Raw genomic sequence first — 21,304 nt, 5'->3', positions numbered from 1 at the left:
TGAAAGTTGAGGCTTGCCTCAAGGCAGTTTTTTGGAGGCTTCCCTGGCATCCAACACATCTTGCTTTGTTATTGACTCGGGGTAATACCTCGCCCTGATGTATATCTGGGTTATGGTTTGAATCAAAGTCTTACAGCCTTCGCCATATAGATTTACAATAAAAGGAATAAATTCCAGGGGCGTCTGGGACGGCTCCCGGACGCAACCTTTTTCCCCGACTTTCCTCATCAAATCTACATAGAGCTTGCGCACCCTGAATGCCGGGGTGTCGGAAAACTCAACTGTTCCTTTTTTCGGCCGGCGCATATGTGTTAAGCATCTCATCGATTCCATTATATTTTTCTTTACATTCTTCCACTCGAACACCGATTCCCTTATTTCTTCAACATCCTCCGCCCGGGCGGACAACCATTTTTTCAAGACCAGTGCCAGCACAGCGGTAAATCCGGCTATGACGCCAACCAGCACCATCGCTTTAAAAAAAGTTGTAACAGAAGGAGGCAGACCCTTATATTCCGCGTGAGCAAATATTGAATCGCCGCCGGGATCTGCTTCGACAGGCTCTGGCTCCTGGTACCTGACAAATCTTTTTAAAATATTGATAATATATCCGAAAATATATATTATGGGAGCCGCAACAGGCGTTATAATTTTTATGAAGACATCGACAAAACGATTATAAAAATACCCGAACATGATAAAAACATTTTTAGCGCAAAGCGGATTATACGCCGAAAAAATCAGCCCGGCTCCGGCGGAGAGCAGAATTGAAACTGCAATAGATAGCCAGATCCATCTCTTTCTCATAGAACCCGCATAATTTTCCGGCATTGTGGACCCCACCTGTTCCATGTTATAGAAAGCAAGGATTATCAGAGATAAAATCATATACATGAAAAGCACAGGCAATAATTCTTCAAACAGTTTCGCGCTTTTGACAAAAAATGATAATAATATAAGAAGCGCAGTATAAATCTTTAATCTGTTCAACATATCGTAATGTTCTATCCTTTTGTTGACGGAAGCGCCGTAAATAAACGGCAGATATATTGTCACAAGTCGTATAATCCGCGAAAAATCAACTTCAATAAAAGGGTCCCGGCGATAAACTGTACAGAGTAAGAATCAGGATACAAAAAAGAAAAATAAGCCGTCTTTGATTTGCACCTGCCAGCTTTGAATGCACATTTTCAAATAGCTTTCCCGCAATTATTAAAACCGCAATTTCCCCGGGCTGCGGCAAAGGCGTTTTGCCGAGCACCCTGTAATAATCTATTATAATGATTCCTGTTCGCAAAAGAGAGTAGCCCAACCCCAGTATGAAAAACTGTTTTATTATATTAAACCAGTCTAATTTCCTCCATTTCACGCCAGTTTCCCTCCCCTGCTATCCTGTATGTTTTAATTCTTTCAAAAGCTTTTACATTATTATCTTTATTGCCTGTCAAAATGAGAGTAATATCAATACCTTTCAATGCCATGAATTTTAACAATTCTGTCATGCGTTCGCTTAAATATGGGGTAATGCAAATGATCTTCTCATCGCGTTTCAATCTTGAGTATGCTTTTAACATCACATCTTCCAGGGCAATCATGCTGAAAGGATGCATGCGGGCGAGGCTTTCCAGAATTACTTTCAGGTGGGATATACCCCTCCCGTAGGGTATGCAGGTGGTAAGTTCGGTATCCATATCTTCAGACATTACTCTGGCGTTGCTGAGAAACATGACGTCAAACCCTTCCGATACGGCCTTATTTACAACCGAGGCTGCGGTCATTATGGAAAGCTCCAGCAGGTTTACGTCTATTCCTTCCCATGGAAACTGATACGTATTTATATTTAAAAACACCGCGGCCTTTCTGTTAAAACTTGCGTCATACTCCCTTACTATCAATCTTGCCGTCCTTGCGGAAGCTTTCCAGTCTATGCTCTTTATACTGTCTCCCGGCACATAATCCCTCGTTCCGGATACATTGTAGGAATCTTTGAAGACAAAACTTTTTTTGACGAGGCTTCCCGCCGGGCTGTAATTTTCGCCGCTTTCCGTCTTTACATCCAGTATGCGGGGATAGACCACGAGTTTCACCAGAACATTATTGATCATGCTTATTTTAACAAATCCAAAAATGTCTCCGGATAAAATCCTGGTGGGGCCGAAGAAATAATATCCCCTGTTTTCGCACAAAATCGGATATTTTTTGGTTATTTTTTCATACCACATCGCCGAAAAAAGCGCCGAAAGCATCCGCTTCTTTACCTTATAATGAGCCGAAGGCCTGCCCTTTAAAAACCCGACGTCAGAGGGTACTTCCGTTTCAACCATAAGCCACGGCTGCGGAAGCAGTTTGTTGTTCGTTATCTCCTGAGAATACTCCAGCCGTTCGCCAAAAAAAGCACATTCCCTGCTCAGGCGGTGAGAGAAATTCAATCCCGCAAAGCTGCAGCGGCCCCACAGGAGTGAAACTCCGACGGCCAGCAATATCGATATTAAAATCAATACCCCCAGCATATTACCTGCCCCATTCCTCCAGATTTTCCACCGGCACCGGCACTTTATTCAAAATATCCAGAATCACCTGTTCGGGTCTTACATCCTCCAGCAGATTTCTGGATGTAAGGACTATTCGGTGGCTCAATACCGGAACCGTCAGGTCTTTTATATCATCGGGAATTACATAAGTTCTTCCCCTCACCGCAGCCAGCGCTCTGGCACTTCTGTAAAGATAGAGCGAAGCCCTGGGGCTTGCGCCCAATCTCATCGAAACATGGGCCCTTGTTTCCCGCACAATATTCAAAAGGTAATCTTCTACGGCTCTATCCATATAGATTCCATTTATATGGTTTTGCATCTCTAAAATATCTTCTCTGCCAACAGCGGGCTCAATCTCATGCAAGGGATTTTTTTCTCCAAAACGATGTATAATCTCCCGCTCTTCTTCCAGCGACGGATATCCCATGTCGATTCTCATCAGAAACCTGTCCATCTGGGCTTCAGGCAGGGGAAAGGTTCCCTCCATTTCAATGGGGTTCTGGGTGGCTATGACCATAAAGGGCATTTCCAGCACTCTTGTAACACCTTCAACGGTAAACTGCTTTTCTTCCATGGCCTCCAGCAGGCTGGACTGAGTTTTCGGCGTGGCCCTGTTTATTTCATCGGCCAGCAGGATATTCGTCATGATGGGGCCCGGCCTGAATTCAAACTCCGCCTCCTTCTGATTATAGACATTAACCCCCAGGACATCGGAAGGCATAAGGTCCGGCGTAAATTGAATCCTTCCGAATTTTAAATCCAGGCATTTAGCTATGGTTTTTGCCATCATGGTCTTGCCGACGCCGGGTACATCCTCCAGCAGCACGTGCCCTCCGGCCAGCAGAGCCGTCAAAATAAGCTCCATCGTCTTTTCCCTCCCAACCATCACAGTAGCCGCATTTTGCCTTATGCGGTCTACTTTCTTCGAGAAATCCGCAAAATCCATTTATAAGACCCCCAATGTAAATTTTCTTTTCTCCGGTGATTTTATCAAAATTAAAGCTCCTGCAATACCGATGGATTGCAGGAGCTATCAGCCAAGGCATTTCAGGTGAGCTCCATCACCTCATATAAGATGATTTTATTATACAGTTATTTTAACAATACTGCAACAATAATTTGTTTACTTTACTGAAAAAAACAAGTATAATATTAACCAAACCGATGAATGGTTTCTATCAGGCGATGGGGCTCGCCCTTGTGCTGAAAGCTAATGGCTCCTACCAATGTTATTTTACTGGTAGGAGCTGTTTAATTTTGGATTAAACCGGAATAGTAAAACCTACATTTTAACTTTCGAGGTGTTTGAAATGATGGAATACGAAATAAAAGAAGCACTGGAGCAGAAAGGCTGCCCCATATGCAATGTAGTCAAAAATTCCATGGAAAAATCCTTGTGGTGGTTTTTTACAGAGAACTATCATGACATTTCCACACTGGAAATCCTGGCAAAAAACCCCGCCATTTGTGACATCCATGCAGAAACGCTCCGCACCCTGGGAGATAATTTCCTATCTATAACCTTTCAATTCCTGGTAAATAATGATATAAATAAATTAAAAGAAATGAAGAAAAACATTAATCCCGGCGGTTTTTTCAAATTGAAATCGAGGTTTAAAAATCCCATTATTAATATTTTATCTGGGGCTTCAAAAAGCATAATACAAAAAAAGATTAAAAAAGTGATCACCCGTCAATTCGATAAAAACATTGAATGCAAGTTTTGCAAAACCAGCCGGGATTTTTCCATTTTTGCCGCCATGGTATTCGTAAAGTTACTACAGAATGAACCGGATTTTAGAACAAAATATATTCAATCAGATGGATTGTGCAGAAAACATTTTGTTCAAGTACTTGAACTCTGTTCTGATTCTGCTTCCCTGGATTTTCTCACCGGTGACATGATTAGACGCCTGGAAAATATAAAACAGGACTTCGAACTTTTCTTCCACAAGCTCGACTATCGCTTTTCCGATGAGCCCAAGGGCGAAGAGCAAAAGGCATGGATCAAAGCTTTAAACTATTACTCCAGCAATTATTCCAGCAATGCTGCTTTTAAATAAGTAAATGTTTTACTTGCTTTTTATTATTAAGACAGGGCATTTTGCATATCTTGCCACAGCTTCGGAAATACTTCCCATTAAAAATCTTTTTACTCCGCCCATGCCTTTATCCGCCACTACGATCAAATCATAATACCCTTCTTCAGCAATGTGTATTAAAATTTCCGCCGGATGCCCGGGCACAATTTTCTGTTAGGTATTTTGTATATGGCAGGGGCAATTTGCAACTGATATATAATATAATATCAATATACCTATATATTATTTCACAAAAAGTTAAAAATATATAATATCATGATTTCAAGTCTATGAAATTATTTGACAAACTGTTGGACTTATGGTTTAATTTATTTAGAAAAGCAGAAACTATTGGCAATATAAGGCGATGGAGCCCGCATTAATGCTGATGGGCTAATGGCTCCTACCAGATTTTTTTGGTAGGGGTTTTTTTATTTTACAGGGTAAAATTCTAAGAATGAGCGAGAAAATTTAGAAAACGAAAGTTTATAGGGAGGTTTTAAAAATGATCAAAATAAGAGCAGGCATTATATTAATCGAACATGAGGAGATCCTTCTTGTCCGCCATAATGTATCGGCAAGAAAATATCATCCTGACTATGATGCAAAACCAACTGCAATCAAAGATTATTGGGTATTTCCCGGCGGAGGGGTTTTGCAGGGAGAAACGCTGGAAACCTGTGCAAAACGTGAAACCTTTGAGGAAACTAGCATTAAAGTAGAAATCGGGCCATTATTATTTCTTGGTGAAAGCATATGGCCGGATGGTGAACGGCATATTATCAACTTTTTTTTTGAAGCAAAACGAATAGAAGGCAATGTAAGAAAACCAAGATGGGCTTTTCTGGATGAAAAATATGATGAGCCGGCGTTTTTGCCATTATCAAAACTCGATGAAATTATATTGTTGCCGGATATAAAAACATATATTAAACGTTTATCTAAAGGGGAAACCTTCCGAGGTACTTATTTGAAAAATTTATGGGAAAGCTATACTGATGTGGACACAAAATACGGTGTGGAATGATTTTTTGTATAAAAAGGCGGTTCCTTTAATATATTTTCAGACAGTATGTCAAGGGAACCGCCTATCATTGTTTGTTTTATCCTGCCCCTTGTTTTTATCAGAGGAAGGCGTGAGCTACCAGTATTATGCTTTACTCTTTACTAAATGGAGAAGCAACGGAACAGATACAAGCTGTGCTGCAACAGAAAAGATGACTAAATATGGGATTGAAATATCATAAAGAATACCCATTAATGCACTTCCGATAAACCAAAATACTCCATAGGCAGTATTAAATATCCCGTATGCTGAACCGCGCCTATCTGCCGGAATAATATCCGCTATTGCGGCACGCATGATAGATTCTTGCGCCCCCATACCAATTCCCCACAATACCATCCCTATTAAAGCAAAGTAAAATCCACCCAGGAAAACTAAAGGGGCAAAAAAGGCAGAAAGTAGAGCAGCAACAACCAAAACTGAAAATCCCTTTTGGTCGTAGAAACGTCCGAATGCTAATGCAGCAGCCCCGTCTACTCCCATTGCAATCGCATAAAAAAGCGGGATCCATTCTTTTGTGACAGTTGCTGCATTATTGAAATGGTAAGAAATTAGCGGAAAATCGGCATATCCGACGGCAATCGCAACAACTGCGGCAAGGTACAACCAATATATTTTGGGATAGCGATAATTCTTATCTTGGGGTTTTACCGGATTTACTTCGAAATCTCGGGGCCGGGGATAGTTGAATCTGGCAGCTGTGAGCACGCTTAATGCTAAAATAGCCGGTATTAGCAGAAGTCCTAATGCATTGCGGTAACCGCCATCTATGTAAACAACTCCCGTAATAATGAGGGGCCCCAACGTGGCGCCGAGCTGGTCCATGGCTTCGTGGATGCCGAACCCCATGCCCCGGCCCATTTTGGATGTTGCATAAGAAAGCATGGCATCCCTGGCGGGGATACGTATTGCTCTTCCTGCACGCTCTGCAATAATTAAGATAGCAGCAACTTCCCAGTGTCCGGCAAGAGCCAGTGCAGGGACCGCCAGCAAATTTATTGCATAGCCAATAAAGGTTATAACCCAATATTTGCCGGTTTTATCGGTCAAATAGCCGGAAAGCAGGCGGACCGCATACCCCATAAACTCCCCAAAACCACTCACTATTCCGACGATGGAGCCGCTCGCACCGAGAGTCGCTAAAAAAGGACCGGTGATACTTCGTGCCCCTTCGTGGGTCATATCCGAAAATAAACTTACTACGCCGAACAACATAACAAATTTAAACGCTACATTTTTTATGATATCAGTGGTTTCCCGTTTCACTTCTTTATCCATATAATACCATCCTTTCATTATGGTTGTAAGGTTTTAAAGTATTTTCATTTTTATCAAGATTAATAGAAGTATGCCTGCAGCTACTCTATAGATAGCAAAATCTTTAGCGGTTTCCTTTTAAGGTATCCAATAAATTTATCTACAACTAAGGCTGCTGTTATGAAAGACATAATAAAGCCTATACATAAACTAATAACTTCCATTCTCGTCATACTGATATCGGTTTTCATAAGCGAGTAGCCTGATGCTGCAATCATTGTAGGTAATTCTTTACTTATTATTGCTTTTTAAACAGATATACCAATGTTAATGTTCCGGAAGTAGATTCTTGAGTTTTTTGAGTAAAAATACCCCCATACATGCAGGTACTATTTGACCTATACTTATACTAACAGTTAAAACTACATAAGGCAGATGCAGTATGGGGGATAACCATAAAGGAGCCAGTTGGCTAGGTATGCATATAACGGGTATCACTGTGAACCATTCGCTTAATCCAATTCGTTTAACTAGGTTGACTCCTTCCGATGTAATAATTCCTACAACAGCCCATCCAACTGCATCGATGAGTCCAAACCCACCAAAAAAAAGGCCATATAAAAAATTTGCAAGTCCTAAAGGAATGGCAAGAAAAGAATAAACATAACTTAATATATAAGCACAATCGGCAATCCTTATTCTAATCTGTCCCAAGGAAAGTATCTGTGCCAGATACATTAAATCGATATATACAGCCATTATTATCCCCGAAACAGTTAATTTCTTTACAGGCTTCATTACGGACATGTTATCCCTCTGCTCCGAGTGATTTTGCAGTTTTAAATAATTGTATTACCCTTTTTTATTTATTGATTTCATAGCCTCTTCAACGGCAACTGCAACCGCGACAGTAGCACCAACCATTGGATTGTTGCCCATCCCTAAGAATCCCATCATCTCAACATGAGCAGGAACAGAAGATGAACCTGCAAATTGAGCATCAGAATGCATCCTTCCCATTGTATCTGTCATGCCGTATGATGCAGGGCCCGCTGCCATGTTATCCGGATGTAAAGTCCTCCCTGTACCGCCACCTGATGCAACTGAAAAATATTTCTTGCCTGATTCATAGCACTCTTTTTTATAAGTCCCTGCCACAGGATGCTGGAATCTGGTGGGGTTAGTTGAGTTTCCGGTAATGGATACATCAACCCCTTCATAGTGCATGATTGCAACACCTTCTCTTACATCATCGGCGCCATAGCATTTTACCTTTGAACGCTCACCCTTTGAGTATTGTATCTCTCTAACTATTTCAAGTTTTCCCGTATAATAATCAAATGCAGTTTGCACGTACGTAAAGCCATTAACCCTTGAAATTATCTGTGCGGCATCTTTCCCAAGACCGTTCAGTATTACTCTCAAAGGCTCTTTCCTGACTTTATTCGCTGACTTTGCGATTCCAATTGCACCTTCAGCCGCAGCAAAAGATTCATGACCTGCAAGGAAAGCAAAACATTTTGTCTCTTCTCTTAAAAGCATGGCACCAAGCTTGCCGTGTCCAATTCCAACCTTTCTATCATCTGCGACGGAACCCGGTATACAGAATGCCTGAAGCCCTTCTCCTATAATTTCCGCAGCATCCGATGCTGCAGAGCACCCTTTTGTAATGGCTATGGCCGAACCTACAATATATGCCCAGCATGCATTCTCAAAGCATATGGGCTGGATTGATTTCACTATGTTTATTACATCGATTCCCTTATCATCACATATCTTTTTTGCCTGTTCTATTGAGTCAATATTATATTTGCTTAACACAGAATTAAGCGAAGCCCTTTCCCCAAATCTTCAAGTCCTGCTCCTATGGGAAGTCCGCCTTCTGAAAAGGCAGTTTGACTCCTGCCGTATGCAATCTGCAGGAACAGTTCCCTCATTGCCGTATTGATTGCATCACATACAAGATCGGTATTTAGCGCCTCAAGAATTGTTTTTCCTGGCAATATCTCTGCTGCCATCGCTGCTGAGTGTGTCATACCGGAACATCCTATAACTTCTACCAAAGCTTCCTGTATAACCCCATCTTTCACATTAAGGGTAAGTTTACAGGCTCCCTGCTGTGGAGCACACCAGCCGACTCCATGAGTTAAGCCGGATATATCTTTTATTTCCCTGGCTTTTACCCATTTGCCCTCTTGCGGAATGGGTGCAGGCCCGTGGTTAGGACCTTTTGCTACACAAGTCATCCCTTAACTTCATGTGTGTAATTCATTTTAACCCCTTCCCTTTCAGTAATAATTTTTTATTTTTTTTAATTGCCTGTTCCGAATATCCTGTTATACAAATCTTCGCCGAAACTCGTTTGCAGAGGTTTTCCTTCGATTATTTTAAAAGTCCGATTTCCGTCGCTTTGTCTTTCAGCCCGCAGGAAAATGGCGTTTCCCATTTTTTTGTCATAAAAACCATTTGCAAATTCATACAAATGCGTAACGAAGAAGACCTTGATGTGGTTTTCCAATAATGCGCAAGTTATTTGCCTTGCAATCTCAGAGCCTTCTCTTTCGTTTGTCGCAGCAAATGATTCATTAAACAGCAACATGGAATTTGAAGTTATATTGTCTACGATGTCGCTCATTCTGCTGAGTTCTTCATCAAGCTTGCCGCTTTTCATGGTAGCGTCTTCTTCCCGTTTGTAGTGCGTGAAAAGGCCATTGCAAATATTGGCAGAAAAAGATTCGGCCGGCACAAACATGCCGCATTGCATCATCAGTTGGGCCAAACCTATGCTTCGCAAAAAAGTCGATTTGCCGCCCTGATTGGCGCCCGTGATTATCACTAAATCTATTTTGTCGGCATTCAAATCGTTGCCCACAACTTTTTGTTTCATTGTTAATGCAAGACACACATCATACAATTCTTTAAAAGAAGACTTTCGCTCATGGGAAGCTACGGGCAGGGGAAAACATACCGGTTCACCCATTTGGGCAAGTTGTTCGTATAGATTCAAACAACCGATATAAAAGGCCAACTCGGTCCGCAATATGTTAAAAAAACTGAGAATATGATCATTGGATTGGGCGAGCGCATTGGCAACAAGGTTGATCCCCCTGTCGTTTAATTCCGACAGGGCCCTGGCGCCGCTTTCATCGCGGTCGGCAATTGTATAGGTGTAAACGGGAGGTTTTTTGGCAAAGATCCGATTTATCCAACTCTGTTTTTTGTCTTGTGGTTTACGAAGTATATAATTGATACCTTTATTGCCTTTTCCCAATTCAGCGCTGATCAAAACTCCGCTTTTGAATTTCAGTTCCCTCAGATGATTTTGGACGCTGTCGAAATATTCATCACCAAGTTCTTTTTTGAGCATCGCGAAAAACGCTGTAAAGCCCTCAGACTCAAATTTATCGGCATGTTCATCGGCGATAGTTCCTAGTTTTTTGAGCATTTCCATAAACATCTGCAACACTTCTATCGATCTATGCAGTATAAATTCGGGATATTTGCTGAAAAGGCCAAAATAATGCTCTTTTTCGCTTTTGATTGCTTCCACCGCTATATTGTAGATATCCCTGACAATGGAAGAATTTTTCAGGCAATCCTTAAGAATATTTTGGCGATATAGCATTGTGTCCGGATCATTATTTAAACCAGACAAAACAGCTTTCTTTACTACTTCAAATAAGAATTTGTCACCGAGTGCCATAGCGTTGAACAATGTGTTTAATTCCAGGTCTTGTGTCAGTATTTGTTCATTCCACGGTAATTTCCGCTGCAGGTCAAAGTCATGATCTTTATACATGAGAAAAACCTTCATGATTTTATGCGCTCCTTTAAACAATCGTATGTAAGTCGGTACTTTTCGGCGATTGATAGCGCGTATGAAAGTCCGTCAGGAGGCTTTCTTAAAATTTTATATGTTCTGAGTGCCGGATTTTTCGGAACTACAGTGCTTACCATGCTTACTGTTTTCTCGCTCATAGAAGCTAATTCATATATGAATGTTACCCAGACACAAAGCAAATCCATTTGTATTATTTTTTCCATTATTTTTTTGCTCAGGAAAATAGCGTCTTTTAATGTGGTGGAAGTAAAAATTTCGTTGATTATAATAATGCTGTTTGATGTGGCCTGATTTAAAATATGGTGAATTCTTATCAGTTCATCTTCCAGTTTACCTCTGAGATCTTTTATGTTTTCTTCCCTTTCAAAATGCGTAAAAAGCCTGTCGTACAGAAAAAGTTGCGCTTGGCTGCCCGGGACGGGACATCCTAAGCTGGCCAAATAATGCAATTGGCCGAAGGTGCGGGCGAAGGTCGTTTTTCCGCCCTGGTTAGGGCCGGTTACAACAAAAATGCGTTCTTTGCCTTTTAAGTAAAAATCGTTACAGACGACGGTTGAATTTTCATTGATGAGCTTATAAGCCAGAGCCAGATCAAATCCTTCGTAATTATAAACTTCCTTGCACTTATCGGAAATTTGCGGATAACAAAATTTCAATCCCGCTCGCTTGAATATTGCAACATACTCCAGATAGGCTATATAAAATTGTATTTCCCTATCAAATACGGCTATCGTTTCATCCAGATAATTACTGTTTTTTGTGCAGTAATTGTCAAGATTTAAAAATATGTCGGGATACAATTTAGCTACCAAATCCAGTACTCCCGCTTCAACATGGTTCATGTCCGGCAAGTCTAGGAATTTAACCCTATAATCTTTCACCGCTCCCTGCTTGAATTTCTCAAATGTTTTCTCCACTTCCACGCTGTAGTCAATTTCGGATTCATATTTGCTAACATTGATACGGTTACCTTTGATGAGCAGGCAATATTTTACTGTAGACAAATCGTCTTTAAGCTTTTTCGTTTCCGCCAGAAGTGACGTAAAACGGTCGGAATTGGTATAGTTTGTCAAATATTCGCGGAAGGCCAAAAAGCCGCGCGATTTTAAATCTACAAGGGTTAAATCATGTACCAGGCAATTGACGGCATCGCAATAAATTTCCACCGCATCCAAAAACCAGCTTTCCTTCTGGTATTTGTAGTAAAGCTTGTCTTTCTGGGCAAGATGTTCTCGCATTGCGCGCATTCTTTGCGCAAATGATTTTATATTCTCAAACAGAATTTTATTTTCAAGATCCAGCATTATTTCATGACGATACTTGATCGCGTCGATATCGTTCAAGGAAGTGTAAAAAAACGGTTTTAAATTATATTCCTGCTTACCGGCCGTGATAGCGTCTATAATCTGATCAAGATTTAAATCAACAAAAAAGTCGGGCGCTTCAAGTGTTTCTTTTTTTATGCTGTCTTCTTCAGTTCTTTCAAATAGTATGCTGTGGAAAGTCATGGGAAAAATACCTCCTTGCTATGACGCAGACGCTGACCTTTAAGGAAAGCAAAGCATTTTGTATCTTCTCTGCACTACCGCTTCCAAGTAAAAATTAAGGCTCCTGCCCTAATGAGATAACATTCATTATAGCAGGAGCCATCAGCATTCTGCTTTTATGGTGAGCTCCATCACCACATTTTATAATTTAGATATATTATATACAGGAAAAATCAAAATATCAATATCAGAAAAAAATTATTTCAATTTGACAAATCCAAAAATATATGCTTAAATTTTGTTAGCATGGTAAAATATATAATGCAAGCGATGGAGCTCGCTTTAGTGCCGGAAGGCTAATAGCTCCTACCAAAACTGATTTTTGGTAGGAGCTATAATTTTTTTTGGAGGGTTTGGAATGATAAAAGTAAGGTCCAGGATTGTCTTTATATATTTTTGGGAGGTATCAATTTGAAAGACGTGGAAAAAAAGACGTCTGAAGATGAAAAATTGGCCATGGGCAATATAACTGCATTGGGATGCTCTCGTAGCAAAATCCTCAAAAATGAAAAGCATGGGTTTTGCCTTTGGCTATCAGAGGATGCTTGATACTTTAGGTTCCTTTGCTGGACCTTTAATCACTAGCGGTTTGCTTGCCATTTTAGTTAATTTTAAAGATGCATACAAATATAAAATGATATTTATCATTTCAGGTATTGTCGCATTCATTACAATTTTTTTGATAAGTTTTTTCGTAAAAGAAAGGAGCGAAATACAAAAAGTCACAAAATACAGTTTTAGGAGGTATTCTATCGGATAAAATAGGCAGGGTGAGGGTTATCAAGATAGGATGGCTGATATATGCAGTAACTTATCTTGGATTTGCACTGGCAAAATCTCCATGGCACATATGGCTGCTGTACGGAATATACGGAGTTTATTATGCAACTACGGAAGGTGTTGCTAAATCTTTAGTCGCACATTTAGTAGAGGAAAGATATCGCGGGTCTGCTTTTGGATTATACAATGCTTCATTGGGCCTTCTGGCTCTTCCAGCCAGTACCATTGGCGGATTTTTATGGGATAAAGTAAATCCTAGCGCCACGTTTTACTTTGGTTCCGCATGTGCCTTATTGGCAGTAGTCTTGATTACTGTTTTTAAAATCGAAGAATGAAGCAAGAGGGGTTAGAAATCAGGGGTGATTCAATGTTTTATATATGCCCCCGGTGTTTTAAACTGGCCAAATATGGTGAAAAAAAATGTAAATACTGCGGATTTGATTTTAAAGAAATTTCCAGTGAAGAATATTCTTCCAAGTTAATCAAAGCTCTGGAGCATCCGGATCACAATGTGGCCGTAGTAGCATCAAACATTATAGCGAAATTAGGTATAAAATCCGAGGAAAAACTCATTAAAAGATTGATAGAACTTTTGCAAGAGAAAAAAGATCCCTATCTTGAAAGTGCCATAATAAAAGCCCTGGGTGAAGTAGGAAGTAAAAAAGCTTATGCTTTTTTGATTAAAAATAAAGGAAATTTCTCTGTCATTTCTGAAAGAGAAATAGAGAAGGCAATAAATAAAATAAAAAGCAAAATGGATCGGAATAATTAAAAAGGGGGTGCTTCTTATGCCTTCAGAAATGGAATCCTGGGCAAGGTTGGTACGTTCTTATATAAAATCAATCTTCTAAAAAATATCGGATATGTAAAGATTGAAAGGTGTGGAAAAATGGTCTTGAAATTGGAATATGGTGTTAAAAAGGATTTATTAATCCGGTATCTAGAGGAAATCAAAACTCTTTCTGAAGATCTTTCAAAGGATATAAATGACGATGTAGATTACGAAATACAAAAGCTTGCTCAAAATCAATTCAATATTGCCGTGGTAGGTCAGTTTAAAAGAGGTAAATCCACTTTTATAAATGCCATGCTAAAAGACAGAATCGTACCAATGGCTATCATCCCATTGACTTCCATAGTTACTATTATTAAATATGGAAAACAATTCAAAATAACTGTAGTTTTTAATGATGAAACTCAAAAAGAAATACCTCACCACATGCTGGAGGAATACGCCACCGAAAGGGGCAATCCAAAAAACGAAAAAGGAGTAAAGCATATATCCATAGAATACCCCTCAGATTTTTTAAAGAAAGGCATTACTCTCATAGATACTCCCGGAGTAGGATCGGTCTTTCAGCACAATACCGATATTACTTATAATTTTTTACCAAAACTGGATGCTGCAATTTTTCTGTTCACAATAGATTCTCCTGTGGCGCAAAGTGAACTGGACTTTTTAAAAGATGTAAGCAAAAGGGCAGTTAAAATATTTTTCCTGCTAAATAAAACAGATTATGCGGAAAAAAATGACATAAAAGAAGCGCTTGATTTTACCAAACGGATATTATTAGAAAATCTAGAAACTCCGAATATCAAAATATATTCCATTTCAGCGAAAATAGCTCTGGAGGCCGGTCTTGAAAACCATAAATCAAAATGGGAAAATAGCGGTTTCCCGGAGTTTATAGCAGATCTGGAAGAATTTATTTCCAGTGAAAAAGGCAATGCACTATTGACCTCCGTTTGCAAAAGCGCCCTAGGGCTTATCTCGCAGTTAAAATTTACTGCAGAATTGGAACTAAAGGCAGTTACAACTCCTTTGGACGAATTAAATGAAAAAATCAGCAGCTTAAAGAAAGAGTTTCAAAAAATAGAGGAAGAGGAAAGAGACATATTGCATGTTTTTGACGGTGAAACAAAGGAAATATTGGGTAAGTTACAGTATAACTATGAAAACTTTAAAACCAATAATTACAAAATACTGGAAACCGATTTGGAACAGCAGTTCAAAGAGAATATCAACCTTCCCACAAAAGAATTTATAGAAAATACAAGGAATTACATTACAGACGAGACATTAAATCTAATTGATTCCTGGAGAAAAAAGGAATTAAAAGAGTTGGCAGAGGCTTCCGAAAAAATTACAGGTAAACTATCTCAAAAGATTGAATCCATCATATCAGAACTACAACATTTGACAGCAGACATCTTTGATATTAAGTTTGAAGGTTTTTTAAGAATTAAAGGGTTTAAACAGGCAGGCTATTTTTATTACAATATGGAACCGGAAAAAAGCTTTCTCATGCCAAACCCCTTGTCTGTGGCACGATTTTTACCACAATCCATGGCAAAAAAAGTTGTAAAAAATCATTTAAGGCAATGGCTTCAACAGCAATTTGACAGGCAATGTGGGAGGGTTAGGTACGATATATCTCAGAGGATGAATTTGACATTTAATAATTATGCCGACTATTTAAAGAACATTATTCGGGAAACCAAAGAAAATATACTTAAATCCCTGGAAAAAGCCGCAGAAATTATGAAACATGGAGAAAGCTCAACTGAAGAAAAAGTAAAAAAATTGAAGAATATAATCATGGAAATAAAAAAATTGGAGAAAAATATTAACCAAATAATGCTTCAGATATAAAAGGTGATGTCATGAAAAAACGAAAAAAGCCGATGGAATCAGATTTTATAGATGCCGGTCCTGTGAGAATCATAAAAGGCGGAGAAATAACTTTAATAGCGGAACGGGATCTAAAGAAGGGCGATATAATCGTTTTTCAATCGGGAGATATTATTCCCGCCGACATCAAACTTTTGGAAGCTAGAAATCTTGAAGTCGATGAATTTGATTTGACCGGAGAAATAAGGCCCGTAAGAAAGACTGCAAAAACTTCCGGGGAAACAAAAATCTCAGATAGGATAGATTATATTCTTAGGGGCACAAGGGTATTGAGAGGTAACGGCAAGGGTATCGTCATGTCCACTGGAGAGGACACCGAGTACGGTAAAATATTATCCCATGCGACCAAGATAAGCGATAAAAAAAGCAGGCTGTTAAAATATGATTTTAAGTCTCATCTATTACGGCACCTTTATCTGCAGCCGATTTTAATCCCGGCTCTTTTATTATTGTTGTTAAAAAAAAATATGGACTTTAAATACGCATTCTTATCCTATCTTATCGCCAATATCTGGTTGATTATATTTGAACATCAGATTATTTTCAACTATATTATTTTAAAGATGGCCAATAAAAATCTTGTTAAAAAAGGCATTATAATAAAGGATTATTCGATTTTTGATTCGTTAAAAGATGTAGATGTGATCTGCTTTGACAAGACGGGAGTCATTACCTCCCAGGATATGGAAGTAACGGAATTATACATCGACGGCAAAAAATTAAATGTCAGATTATTCCATTCTCTCAATAACAATCTGTTTAAATATATTATGGAAGGTTGTGCCCTTTGCAACGATATAATATTTCTTGAAAAAACACATTCACTCGATAGAATAGATTCGGCACTCATCAATTTTGCAAAAGTCCAGGGCTTTAATGTTAAGGAAATAAGAAAAAATTACGAAAGAATTTATGAGATCCCTTTTAATTCCGAAAACAGGTTTATGATGGCCGGATATCGGAGACCAGGAAGGCTCCTTTTATATATAAAAGGCGATCCGGAAGTAATCACAAACAAGTGCAGTAAATACATGGCTCTTTCCGGAGAAATTAAAAAAATAGATGCAAAATTTATCTTTAATATCACTGAAGCAAAAAATGAAGCTATGAAAAGCGGAAATAGTGTCATAGCTATGGCCTTCAAGGAGCTTTATGGTCCGGAAGTAAAAGATTCTGAAGAAACATTGTCAGGCGGATACGTTTTTTTAACATTAATTATTCTTGAGAACCCGCCTAAAAAAGAAGCACACTATATTATAGAAAATTTTAATGCAATGGGAATAAGATGTCTGATGCTTACCGGAGATGTAACTGCCACAGCATTAAAAATAGCCGAAATTGCCGGTTTTCACGAAGGCGGCAGGTTATTTATAACTGGTAGAGACATAGAAAAGATGAGTATCTCTGATATTTCCGAACAGAGTGAATATATCAGGGTTTTCTCCAGACTGTCGCCCTCTCAAAAAGGAATTGTTGTGGAGGCCATAAAGCGCAGGGGGCACACTGTCATGATGGTTGGCGACGGCGCCAATGATGTAATAGCATTAAAACTCGCACCTATAGGTATTTCATTCAAAAAACAAAGCTCGATCCTGGCTCAAAGGGTTTCGGATGTGCTGATAAATGGTGATCTAATGCATATTTTATCCCTAATAAAAACCGGTAAGCAGGTAAATCTAACTATAAAAATTGCAAATATATCAAGGCTTACGATTTTATTGTCAAGCCTTATTATTATTTATTTGCTCATTTACCTTGTTTGAAAATTATGATCCGCCAATGAAGATAATTTTATTCTTTTGAATGAGTATATTTGATTATATCCACATCCTGCAGGACTACCATAAGGCCTTCCTTTATCATGGCATCTAGTTTGTCCAAAACGAAATTTATTCTTTCGGGGGTATCTATGATTTCCAGCACCACCGGCAGGTCTTCGGACAATCGGAGGATCTGGGTGCTGTGGATGCGGCTGTTGGCACCGAAACCTTCGATGCCCCGATAGACCGTGACTCCCGCCATGCCCTCCTTCTTGATGAGCTTAACTATAGCATGAAACAGGGGCTCTCCATGCCATTTGTCCGATTCCCCAATGAAGATCTTAAGCATTTTCCCCTTACCCTGGATTTTCACAAAAATTCCTCCTTAAACTATCGCTCTGGCGACGATTAGGCCAAGCCATACAGACAGGAGCCCGAGGAAAAGATTTAAAAATATATTAGTCCCTACCAGGAATAAATTTCCTTCCCGTAAAAATTGAAAGGTTTCGAAAGAGAATGTAGAAAATGTCGTTAAGGCGCCCATGATACCCGTCGTTAAGAAAAGTCTCATATTTACATCTATGTTGCCCATCTCGGCTCCGAACATCATCACAAAACTCATGATAAAACATCCTACTACGTTTACTATAAGAGTTCCGTAGGGAAAACCCGCTCCAAACACTTCTGCCGCCCAGCCTGAAATAAGATAGCGCAGGATGCCGCCTAAAAAACTTCCAATTCCTACTACCATTATTCTATAAATCAACCAGTTTCACCACCATCATTAAGCCTGCATCGATAGCTGCCATGCGGTTATGGCGCTGTGACAATTATATTGTTCACATAAATTATCGTATTAATTGACCGCTTTGTCAACCGCATGTCAAATTATATACAAGAATCGACAGTGCAGTCATTATGATGCCGGAAGGGATGACTATCGGTCTGTAGTCTTTCAGGGCGAAGAGCTGGGCGCACCCTTTTACAAATGCATAAAAGCACACCGATATTTTTATGAGTCCGGAAAGAATCCAGATGACAATCGTAATCGCGTCTGTGCGCTCAAAAATCTGTGCCAGTTCTATGCATCGTATCATGGAAATTCCACCTGCATCCAATCCTTTAAAAAATCATTAAATTATTTTAATTTTAGAAGATCCGATAACGGCTTAAATATAGCCTCTATAGCTTTAGTCGGATTTGGTATCTTTAGACCCAGCGCCTGCGGAATACTTAATCCCATCCCCACTACAAGAAAAATAAAAAATACCGCCAATTCTCTCCACATCTTGTTTTTCACCATTCCCGGCACTTCCATCAATACAACGCCCGCAAACAACAGCAAAAGCAACAATATCACAGCACACCCTTCTTCCACCCATTATTGATTATGGTTTATGAGCTAAACCCGCTGCCGGGCTATCTCCGGCAGGCAAGTGATTTTCTACACCATAATCATTATAAATTACTTCTCCGTCCCCGGCCTTCTTGTAAGAAGACCTATTTCTCTAATATGAGCTTCCACCTGGATGTCCACTTTTGCCTGTCTGAATATATCGTCCCAGCTGTCCTTTATATTCCTCCATTCACTTTTGAATCTTCTGTGATAGACCTGTCCAAAACCGAATACATCTACTCCATAAATATCTCGTGCCCTGTACAGCGCCAATTCCGCCCTTTTTCTTATTTCATAAGCCATCTTCTCTTCCAGGGCGTTCATCCTTTCAGGTGTTGCCAGATTTTCCCTGCCCTGCTGTTCAACCATGTCACCTTCAACCCTTATCTTTACCGTAAAATAAGGAGCATCATTAAAATGCCCCGCATATTTCTTAGTGCTACCGCGCTTTATCTTTATGGAAACCATTTTATTCGGCTCTTCAGGAGCCGGAACGGTTATCACTCCTTCTACCGGTTCGCCTTTTAGCCATAAAAGACCCCTCGTCTCGTTGGCATCCAGCCAGCCCACAAGCCTGTCTTCCCTGAACAAAGCCGTGCCGGAAATTTCCACGCGCCTTTTATTTCCTGCGCCGCTCTGCTGAGATTCGCCCGTGACATGATGTTCATTAATTACTTTGACCCCCGTTACAGCCGGTTGAATTCCATCCTCCGCAAGCATTTCGGTAAATTCCATCAATTTTACCGAATAACCTGTCTTCATCCTTGTAAGAAGCCCCACAGCTTGGGAAGAAGTTTTTTCAAGTATTGAACTTGTTTTTAAAAAGTCCTCGGCCGTTCCTTTCGCCACCATCACCCACATGGTCTCCCGCGGTTCCCTGTCCCGCTCAAAAAAATCCGTAATCATTCGAACTCCCTTTTTGGCCATATTTTCACCTATTATCAAAGCGACACAGTGCCCCCAGTATATTTCCCGGGGTATTTTCATGGCAAGGTACCTCTCCGCCTCTTCTATCGTCGCTCCGTCAGCAGAAACTTCCATACTTGCCGCCTCTTTCTGGCCGCCTTTGCCTTCTTCTCCCGAAGCGAAGGCCGTCGGCACCGCCACCTGAACGGTCAGTCTCACTCGGCCTTCGTTAATCAAATCTATACCCGTGCCCAGGACAATGGCCACCTCGTTTAACTCCTTCCGGCTCCAGCAGCCTGACAGAATGGTCGCTATTATTATCATCCAAATTATTGGTGCAATCTTTTTTTTCAAGCGCTATGCCTCCGATTTTTAATTTGCGATACCAGCCAGAGCAGCAGCGGAATTCCAGCTTCGAAAACAATGATCGAATAAAAAGGCCAGGTATTTTTCAGAAAATCAAGCTGGTTCACTATTCCTTCATGGATCAGGACCGACAGAGCAACTATGATAATTCCAACCGGAAAAACAATGGGCCGGTAGTCGGAGAGCCCGAACATCCAGGAAACCCCTATAACAGCCGCGAAGTAAAAAATCCCAATCTTTATAAAGCCGCCGATCACCCACGACATAAAAATGATGTAATCGAGCCTTTCGATAAAATTTGCCAGCGATATCATGCGGACCTGGTTAAAGACCGGATACATCATGGCCGACCCCACTTCGGGTCCAAAAATCATGAGCACGCCCGCAATGCCTATAAAAAAATGCAACCCTACTAATAATATTGACATATCTGTTATTCGCACAACGCTGCGGCAGTTTTTCAGAACAGGCGAAAAGACGGAAAACACGACCACTTCTCCCATCCAGCTCAGGGGCACCAATGTCCCCTTTAATATGTCAGCCATCCCCGTATCAAACATCGGCAGCAATCTGGCGAATTTTACATTCATAAAAGAGATGGCAAACACCAGCACAAACACCCCCATTAAAACGGCAAACAACAAATTGAATCGTGCCAGAACTTCAAAACCGCTCTTTACGGCATATGCTGATATGATTGCGGACACCACAAGAAAGACCGTTATCGGGGTGTCCGGCATTATGGCGGTGGAAAGAAACTCTCCGTATTCCCTGACAATTTCACTGCAGGTATGAATCAGCCACCATATAAAAAATATCCCGACAATTTTCCCAAAAAAGCGGCCCAAAATTTCTTCCGAAAACTCATAGAAAGTTTTTCCGGGAAAATTCATGACAAGCGAGGATACAAGCCGCCCGATAATCAATCCCATACCCGTGGCAAGAACGGCCGAAATCCATGCATCCCTTTTTGCAATACTTATCGTTATCGCCGGCAGGCTCAAGAGCGCAGTAGGCAGAATCATATTGATTATCAGTAAAACCGCCTGTTTGTCATCGATTATTTCTTTCTCCGGCATAT

23 protein-coding genes, 1 pseudogene and 5 riboswitches are annotated in these 21,304 nt (G+C 40.2%); of the genes and pseudogenes, 7 read left to right on the top strand and 17 right to left on the bottom strand.

Features of this window, described 5'->3' with window-relative positions:
* Positions 1-18: 18 nt before the first annotated feature.
* Genes D2962_RS02495 through D2962_RS02480 form a run of 4 tightly spaced genes read right to left on the bottom strand, consistent with a single transcriptional unit; the run spans position 19 to position 3,477 of the window.
* Complete coding sequence (locus D2962_RS02495; protein WP_122014016.1) at positions 19-1,056, bottom strand: DUF4129 domain-containing protein; 1,038 nt, start codon at positions 1,054-1,056, stop codon at positions 19-21.
* 28 nt (positions 1,057-1,084) lie between these two features.
* Positions 1,085-1,369: a hypothetical protein gene (locus D2962_RS02490; RefSeq protein WP_122014015.1), complete on the bottom strand. Its 285-nt coding sequence runs from the start codon at positions 1,367-1,369 to the stop codon at positions 1,085-1,087.
* Positions 1,341-2,510 carry a DUF58 domain-containing protein gene (locus D2962_RS02485; RefSeq protein ID WP_122014014.1) on the bottom strand — a complete coding sequence of 390 codons (1,170 nt, stop codon included), beginning with the start codon at positions 2,508-2,510 and terminating at the stop codon, positions 1,341-1,343. Before D2962_RS02485 ends, D2962_RS02490 begins: the two co-directional genes overlap by 29 nt.
* Position 2,511: 1 nt before the next feature.
* Positions 2,512-3,477, bottom strand: a complete 966-nt coding sequence (locus tag D2962_RS02480) for an AAA family ATPase (protein WP_120766045.1) — start codon at positions 3,475-3,477, stop codon at positions 2,512-2,514.
* Between the two features lie 71 nt (positions 3,478-3,548).
* Positions 3,549-3,606: riboswitch (Fluoride riboswitch) on the bottom strand.
* A gap of 97 nt (positions 3,607-3,703) precedes the next feature.
* A riboswitch (Fluoride riboswitch) is annotated at positions 3,704-3,761 on the top strand.
* An 80-nt stretch (positions 3,762-3,841) separates the two neighbouring features.
* Here D2962_RS02480 and D2962_RS02475 point away from each other — a divergent pair.
* The gene (locus tag D2962_RS02475) at positions 3,842-4,594 is read left to right on the top strand and encodes a DUF6062 family protein (RefSeq protein WP_122014013.1); all 753 of its coding nucleotides are present in this window, start codon (positions 3,842-3,844) and stop codon (positions 4,592-4,594) included.
* A gap of 9 nt (positions 4,595-4,603) precedes the next feature.
* On the opposite strand, the gene D2962_RS02470 is transcribed toward D2962_RS02475, so the two are convergent.
* A complete protein-coding gene (locus D2962_RS02470) occupies positions 4,604-4,777 on the bottom strand; it encodes a universal stress protein (RefSeq protein ID WP_120766043.1) in 174 nt (57 codons plus the stop codon).
* Positions 4,778-4,966: 189 nt separating this feature from the next.
* Positions 4,967-5,025: riboswitch (Fluoride riboswitch) on the top strand.
* Positions 5,026-5,117: 92 nt separating this feature from the next.
* On the opposite strand from D2962_RS02470, the gene D2962_RS02465 reads away from it, so the two are divergent.
* On the top strand, positions 5,118-5,639 hold the full coding sequence (locus D2962_RS02465) for an NUDIX domain-containing protein (protein WP_122014012.1): 522 nt from the start codon (positions 5,118-5,120) through the stop codon (positions 5,637-5,639).
* Positions 5,640-5,762: 123 nt separating this feature from the next.
* Here the strand turns inward: D2962_RS02465 and D2962_RS02460 are convergent, their stop codons facing one another.
* The 6 genes and pseudogenes from D2962_RS02460 to D2962_RS02430 form a co-directional block, all read right to left on the bottom strand.
* Positions 5,763-6,956, bottom strand: a complete 1,194-nt coding sequence (locus D2962_RS02460) for an MFS transporter (RefSeq protein ID WP_122014011.1) — start codon at positions 6,954-6,956, stop codon at positions 5,763-5,765.
* Between the two features lie 306 nt (positions 6,957-7,262).
* The gene (locus D2962_RS02450; RefSeq protein WP_122014010.1) at positions 7,263-7,742 is read right to left on the bottom strand and encodes a QueT transporter family protein; all 480 of its coding nucleotides are present in this window, start codon (positions 7,740-7,742) and stop codon (positions 7,263-7,265) included.
* A 45-nt stretch (positions 7,743-7,787) separates the two neighbouring features.
* A complete protein-coding gene (locus D2962_RS02445; RefSeq protein WP_122014009.1) occupies positions 7,788-8,756 on the bottom strand; it encodes a GGGtGRT protein in 969 nt (322 codons plus the stop codon).
* A gap of 8 nt (positions 8,757-8,764) precedes the next feature.
* Positions 8,765-9,207 (bottom strand): annotated as a pseudogene (locus D2962_RS02440) (iron-sulfur cluster assembly scaffold protein); the annotation flags it as partial.
* A 39-nt stretch (positions 9,208-9,246) separates the two neighbouring features.
* Positions 9,247-10,749: a MutS-related protein gene (locus D2962_RS02435; protein ID WP_122014008.1), complete on the bottom strand. Its 1,503-nt coding sequence runs from the start codon at positions 10,747-10,749 to the stop codon at positions 9,247-9,249.
* Positions 10,746-12,284, bottom strand: a complete 1,539-nt coding sequence (locus tag D2962_RS02430; RefSeq protein ID WP_122014007.1) for a MutS-related protein — start codon at positions 12,282-12,284, stop codon at positions 10,746-10,748. Before D2962_RS02430 ends, D2962_RS02435 begins: the two co-directional genes overlap by 4 nt.
* Positions 12,285-12,409: 125 nt before the next feature.
* Positions 12,410-12,468, bottom strand: a riboswitch (Fluoride riboswitch).
* A 112-nt stretch (positions 12,469-12,580) separates the two neighbouring features.
* Positions 12,581-12,639, top strand: a riboswitch (Fluoride riboswitch).
* Positions 12,640-12,734: 95 nt separating this feature from the next.
* Between D2962_RS02430 and D2962_RS17395 the strand changes: the two genes are divergently transcribed.
* The 5 genes from D2962_RS17395 (at position 12,735) to D2962_RS02405 (ending at position 17,558) form a co-directional block, all read left to right on the top strand.
* The gene (locus D2962_RS17395; protein WP_162991012.1) at positions 12,735-12,872 is read left to right on the top strand and encodes a hypothetical protein; all 138 of its coding nucleotides are present in this window, start codon (positions 12,735-12,737) and stop codon (positions 12,870-12,872) included.
* A 221-nt stretch (positions 12,873-13,093) separates the two neighbouring features.
* Positions 13,094-13,438 carry an MFS transporter gene (locus D2962_RS17830; protein ID WP_222927638.1) on the top strand — a complete coding sequence of 115 codons (345 nt, stop codon included), beginning with the start codon at positions 13,094-13,096 and terminating at the stop codon, positions 13,436-13,438.
* 32 nt (positions 13,439-13,470) lie between these two features.
* Entirely contained in the window at positions 13,471-13,875 is a 405-nt protein-coding gene (locus D2962_RS02415; protein ID WP_122014005.1) for a HEAT repeat domain-containing protein, read from the top strand.
* Between the two features lie 117 nt (positions 13,876-13,992).
* Positions 13,993-15,756, top strand: coding sequence for a dynamin family protein (locus D2962_RS02410; RefSeq protein ID WP_122014004.1), 1,764 nt, complete (start codon positions 13,993-13,995; stop codon positions 15,754-15,756).
* A gap of 11 nt (positions 15,757-15,767) precedes the next feature.
* Entirely contained in the window at positions 15,768-17,558 is a 1,791-nt protein-coding gene (locus tag D2962_RS02405) for an HAD-IC family P-type ATPase (protein ID WP_122014003.1), read from the top strand.
* A 28-nt stretch (positions 17,559-17,586) separates the two neighbouring features.
* Here the strand turns inward: D2962_RS02405 and D2962_RS02400 are convergent, their stop codons facing one another.
* The 6 genes from D2962_RS02400 to D2962_RS02375 form a co-directional block, all read right to left on the bottom strand.
* Positions 17,587-17,928, bottom strand: a complete 342-nt coding sequence (locus D2962_RS02400) for a DUF190 domain-containing protein (RefSeq protein WP_120768249.1) — start codon at positions 17,926-17,928, stop codon at positions 17,587-17,589.
* A gap of 12 nt (positions 17,929-17,940) precedes the next feature.
* The gene (crcB, locus tag D2962_RS02395) at positions 17,941-18,321 is read right to left on the bottom strand and encodes a fluoride efflux transporter CrcB (RefSeq protein WP_222927637.1); all 381 of its coding nucleotides are present in this window, start codon (positions 18,319-18,321) and stop codon (positions 17,941-17,943) included.
* Positions 18,322-18,427: 106 nt separating this feature from the next.
* On the bottom strand, positions 18,428-18,652 hold the full coding sequence (locus tag D2962_RS02390; RefSeq protein WP_120768247.1) for a GerAB/ArcD/ProY family transporter: 225 nt from the start codon (positions 18,650-18,652) through the stop codon (positions 18,428-18,430).
* A 41-nt stretch (positions 18,653-18,693) separates the two neighbouring features.
* On the bottom strand, positions 18,694-18,915 hold the full coding sequence (locus D2962_RS02385) for a hypothetical protein (protein WP_174232491.1): 222 nt from the start codon (positions 18,913-18,915) through the stop codon (positions 18,694-18,696).
* A gap of 105 nt (positions 18,916-19,020) precedes the next feature.
* Positions 19,021-20,211, bottom strand: coding sequence for a Ger(x)C family spore germination protein (locus D2962_RS02380; RefSeq protein ID WP_120768243.1), 1,191 nt, complete (start codon positions 20,209-20,211; stop codon positions 19,021-19,023).
* On the bottom strand, positions 20,208-21,302 hold the full coding sequence (locus D2962_RS02375; RefSeq protein WP_120768241.1) for a GerAB/ArcD/ProY family transporter: 1,095 nt from the start codon (positions 21,300-21,302) through the stop codon (positions 20,208-20,210). The genes D2962_RS02380 and D2962_RS02375 overlap by 4 nt, the downstream gene beginning before the upstream one ends.
* Between the last annotated feature and the right edge of the window lie 2 nt (positions 21,303-21,304).

The sequence above is a fragment of the Biomaibacter acetigenes genome (genome assembly GCF_003691585.1).
GTDB lineage: Bacteria > Bacillota > Thermosediminibacteria > Thermosediminibacterales > Tepidanaerobacteraceae > Biomaibacter > Biomaibacter acetigenes.
This window is presented reverse-complemented; position numbering and strand designations above follow the sequence as displayed.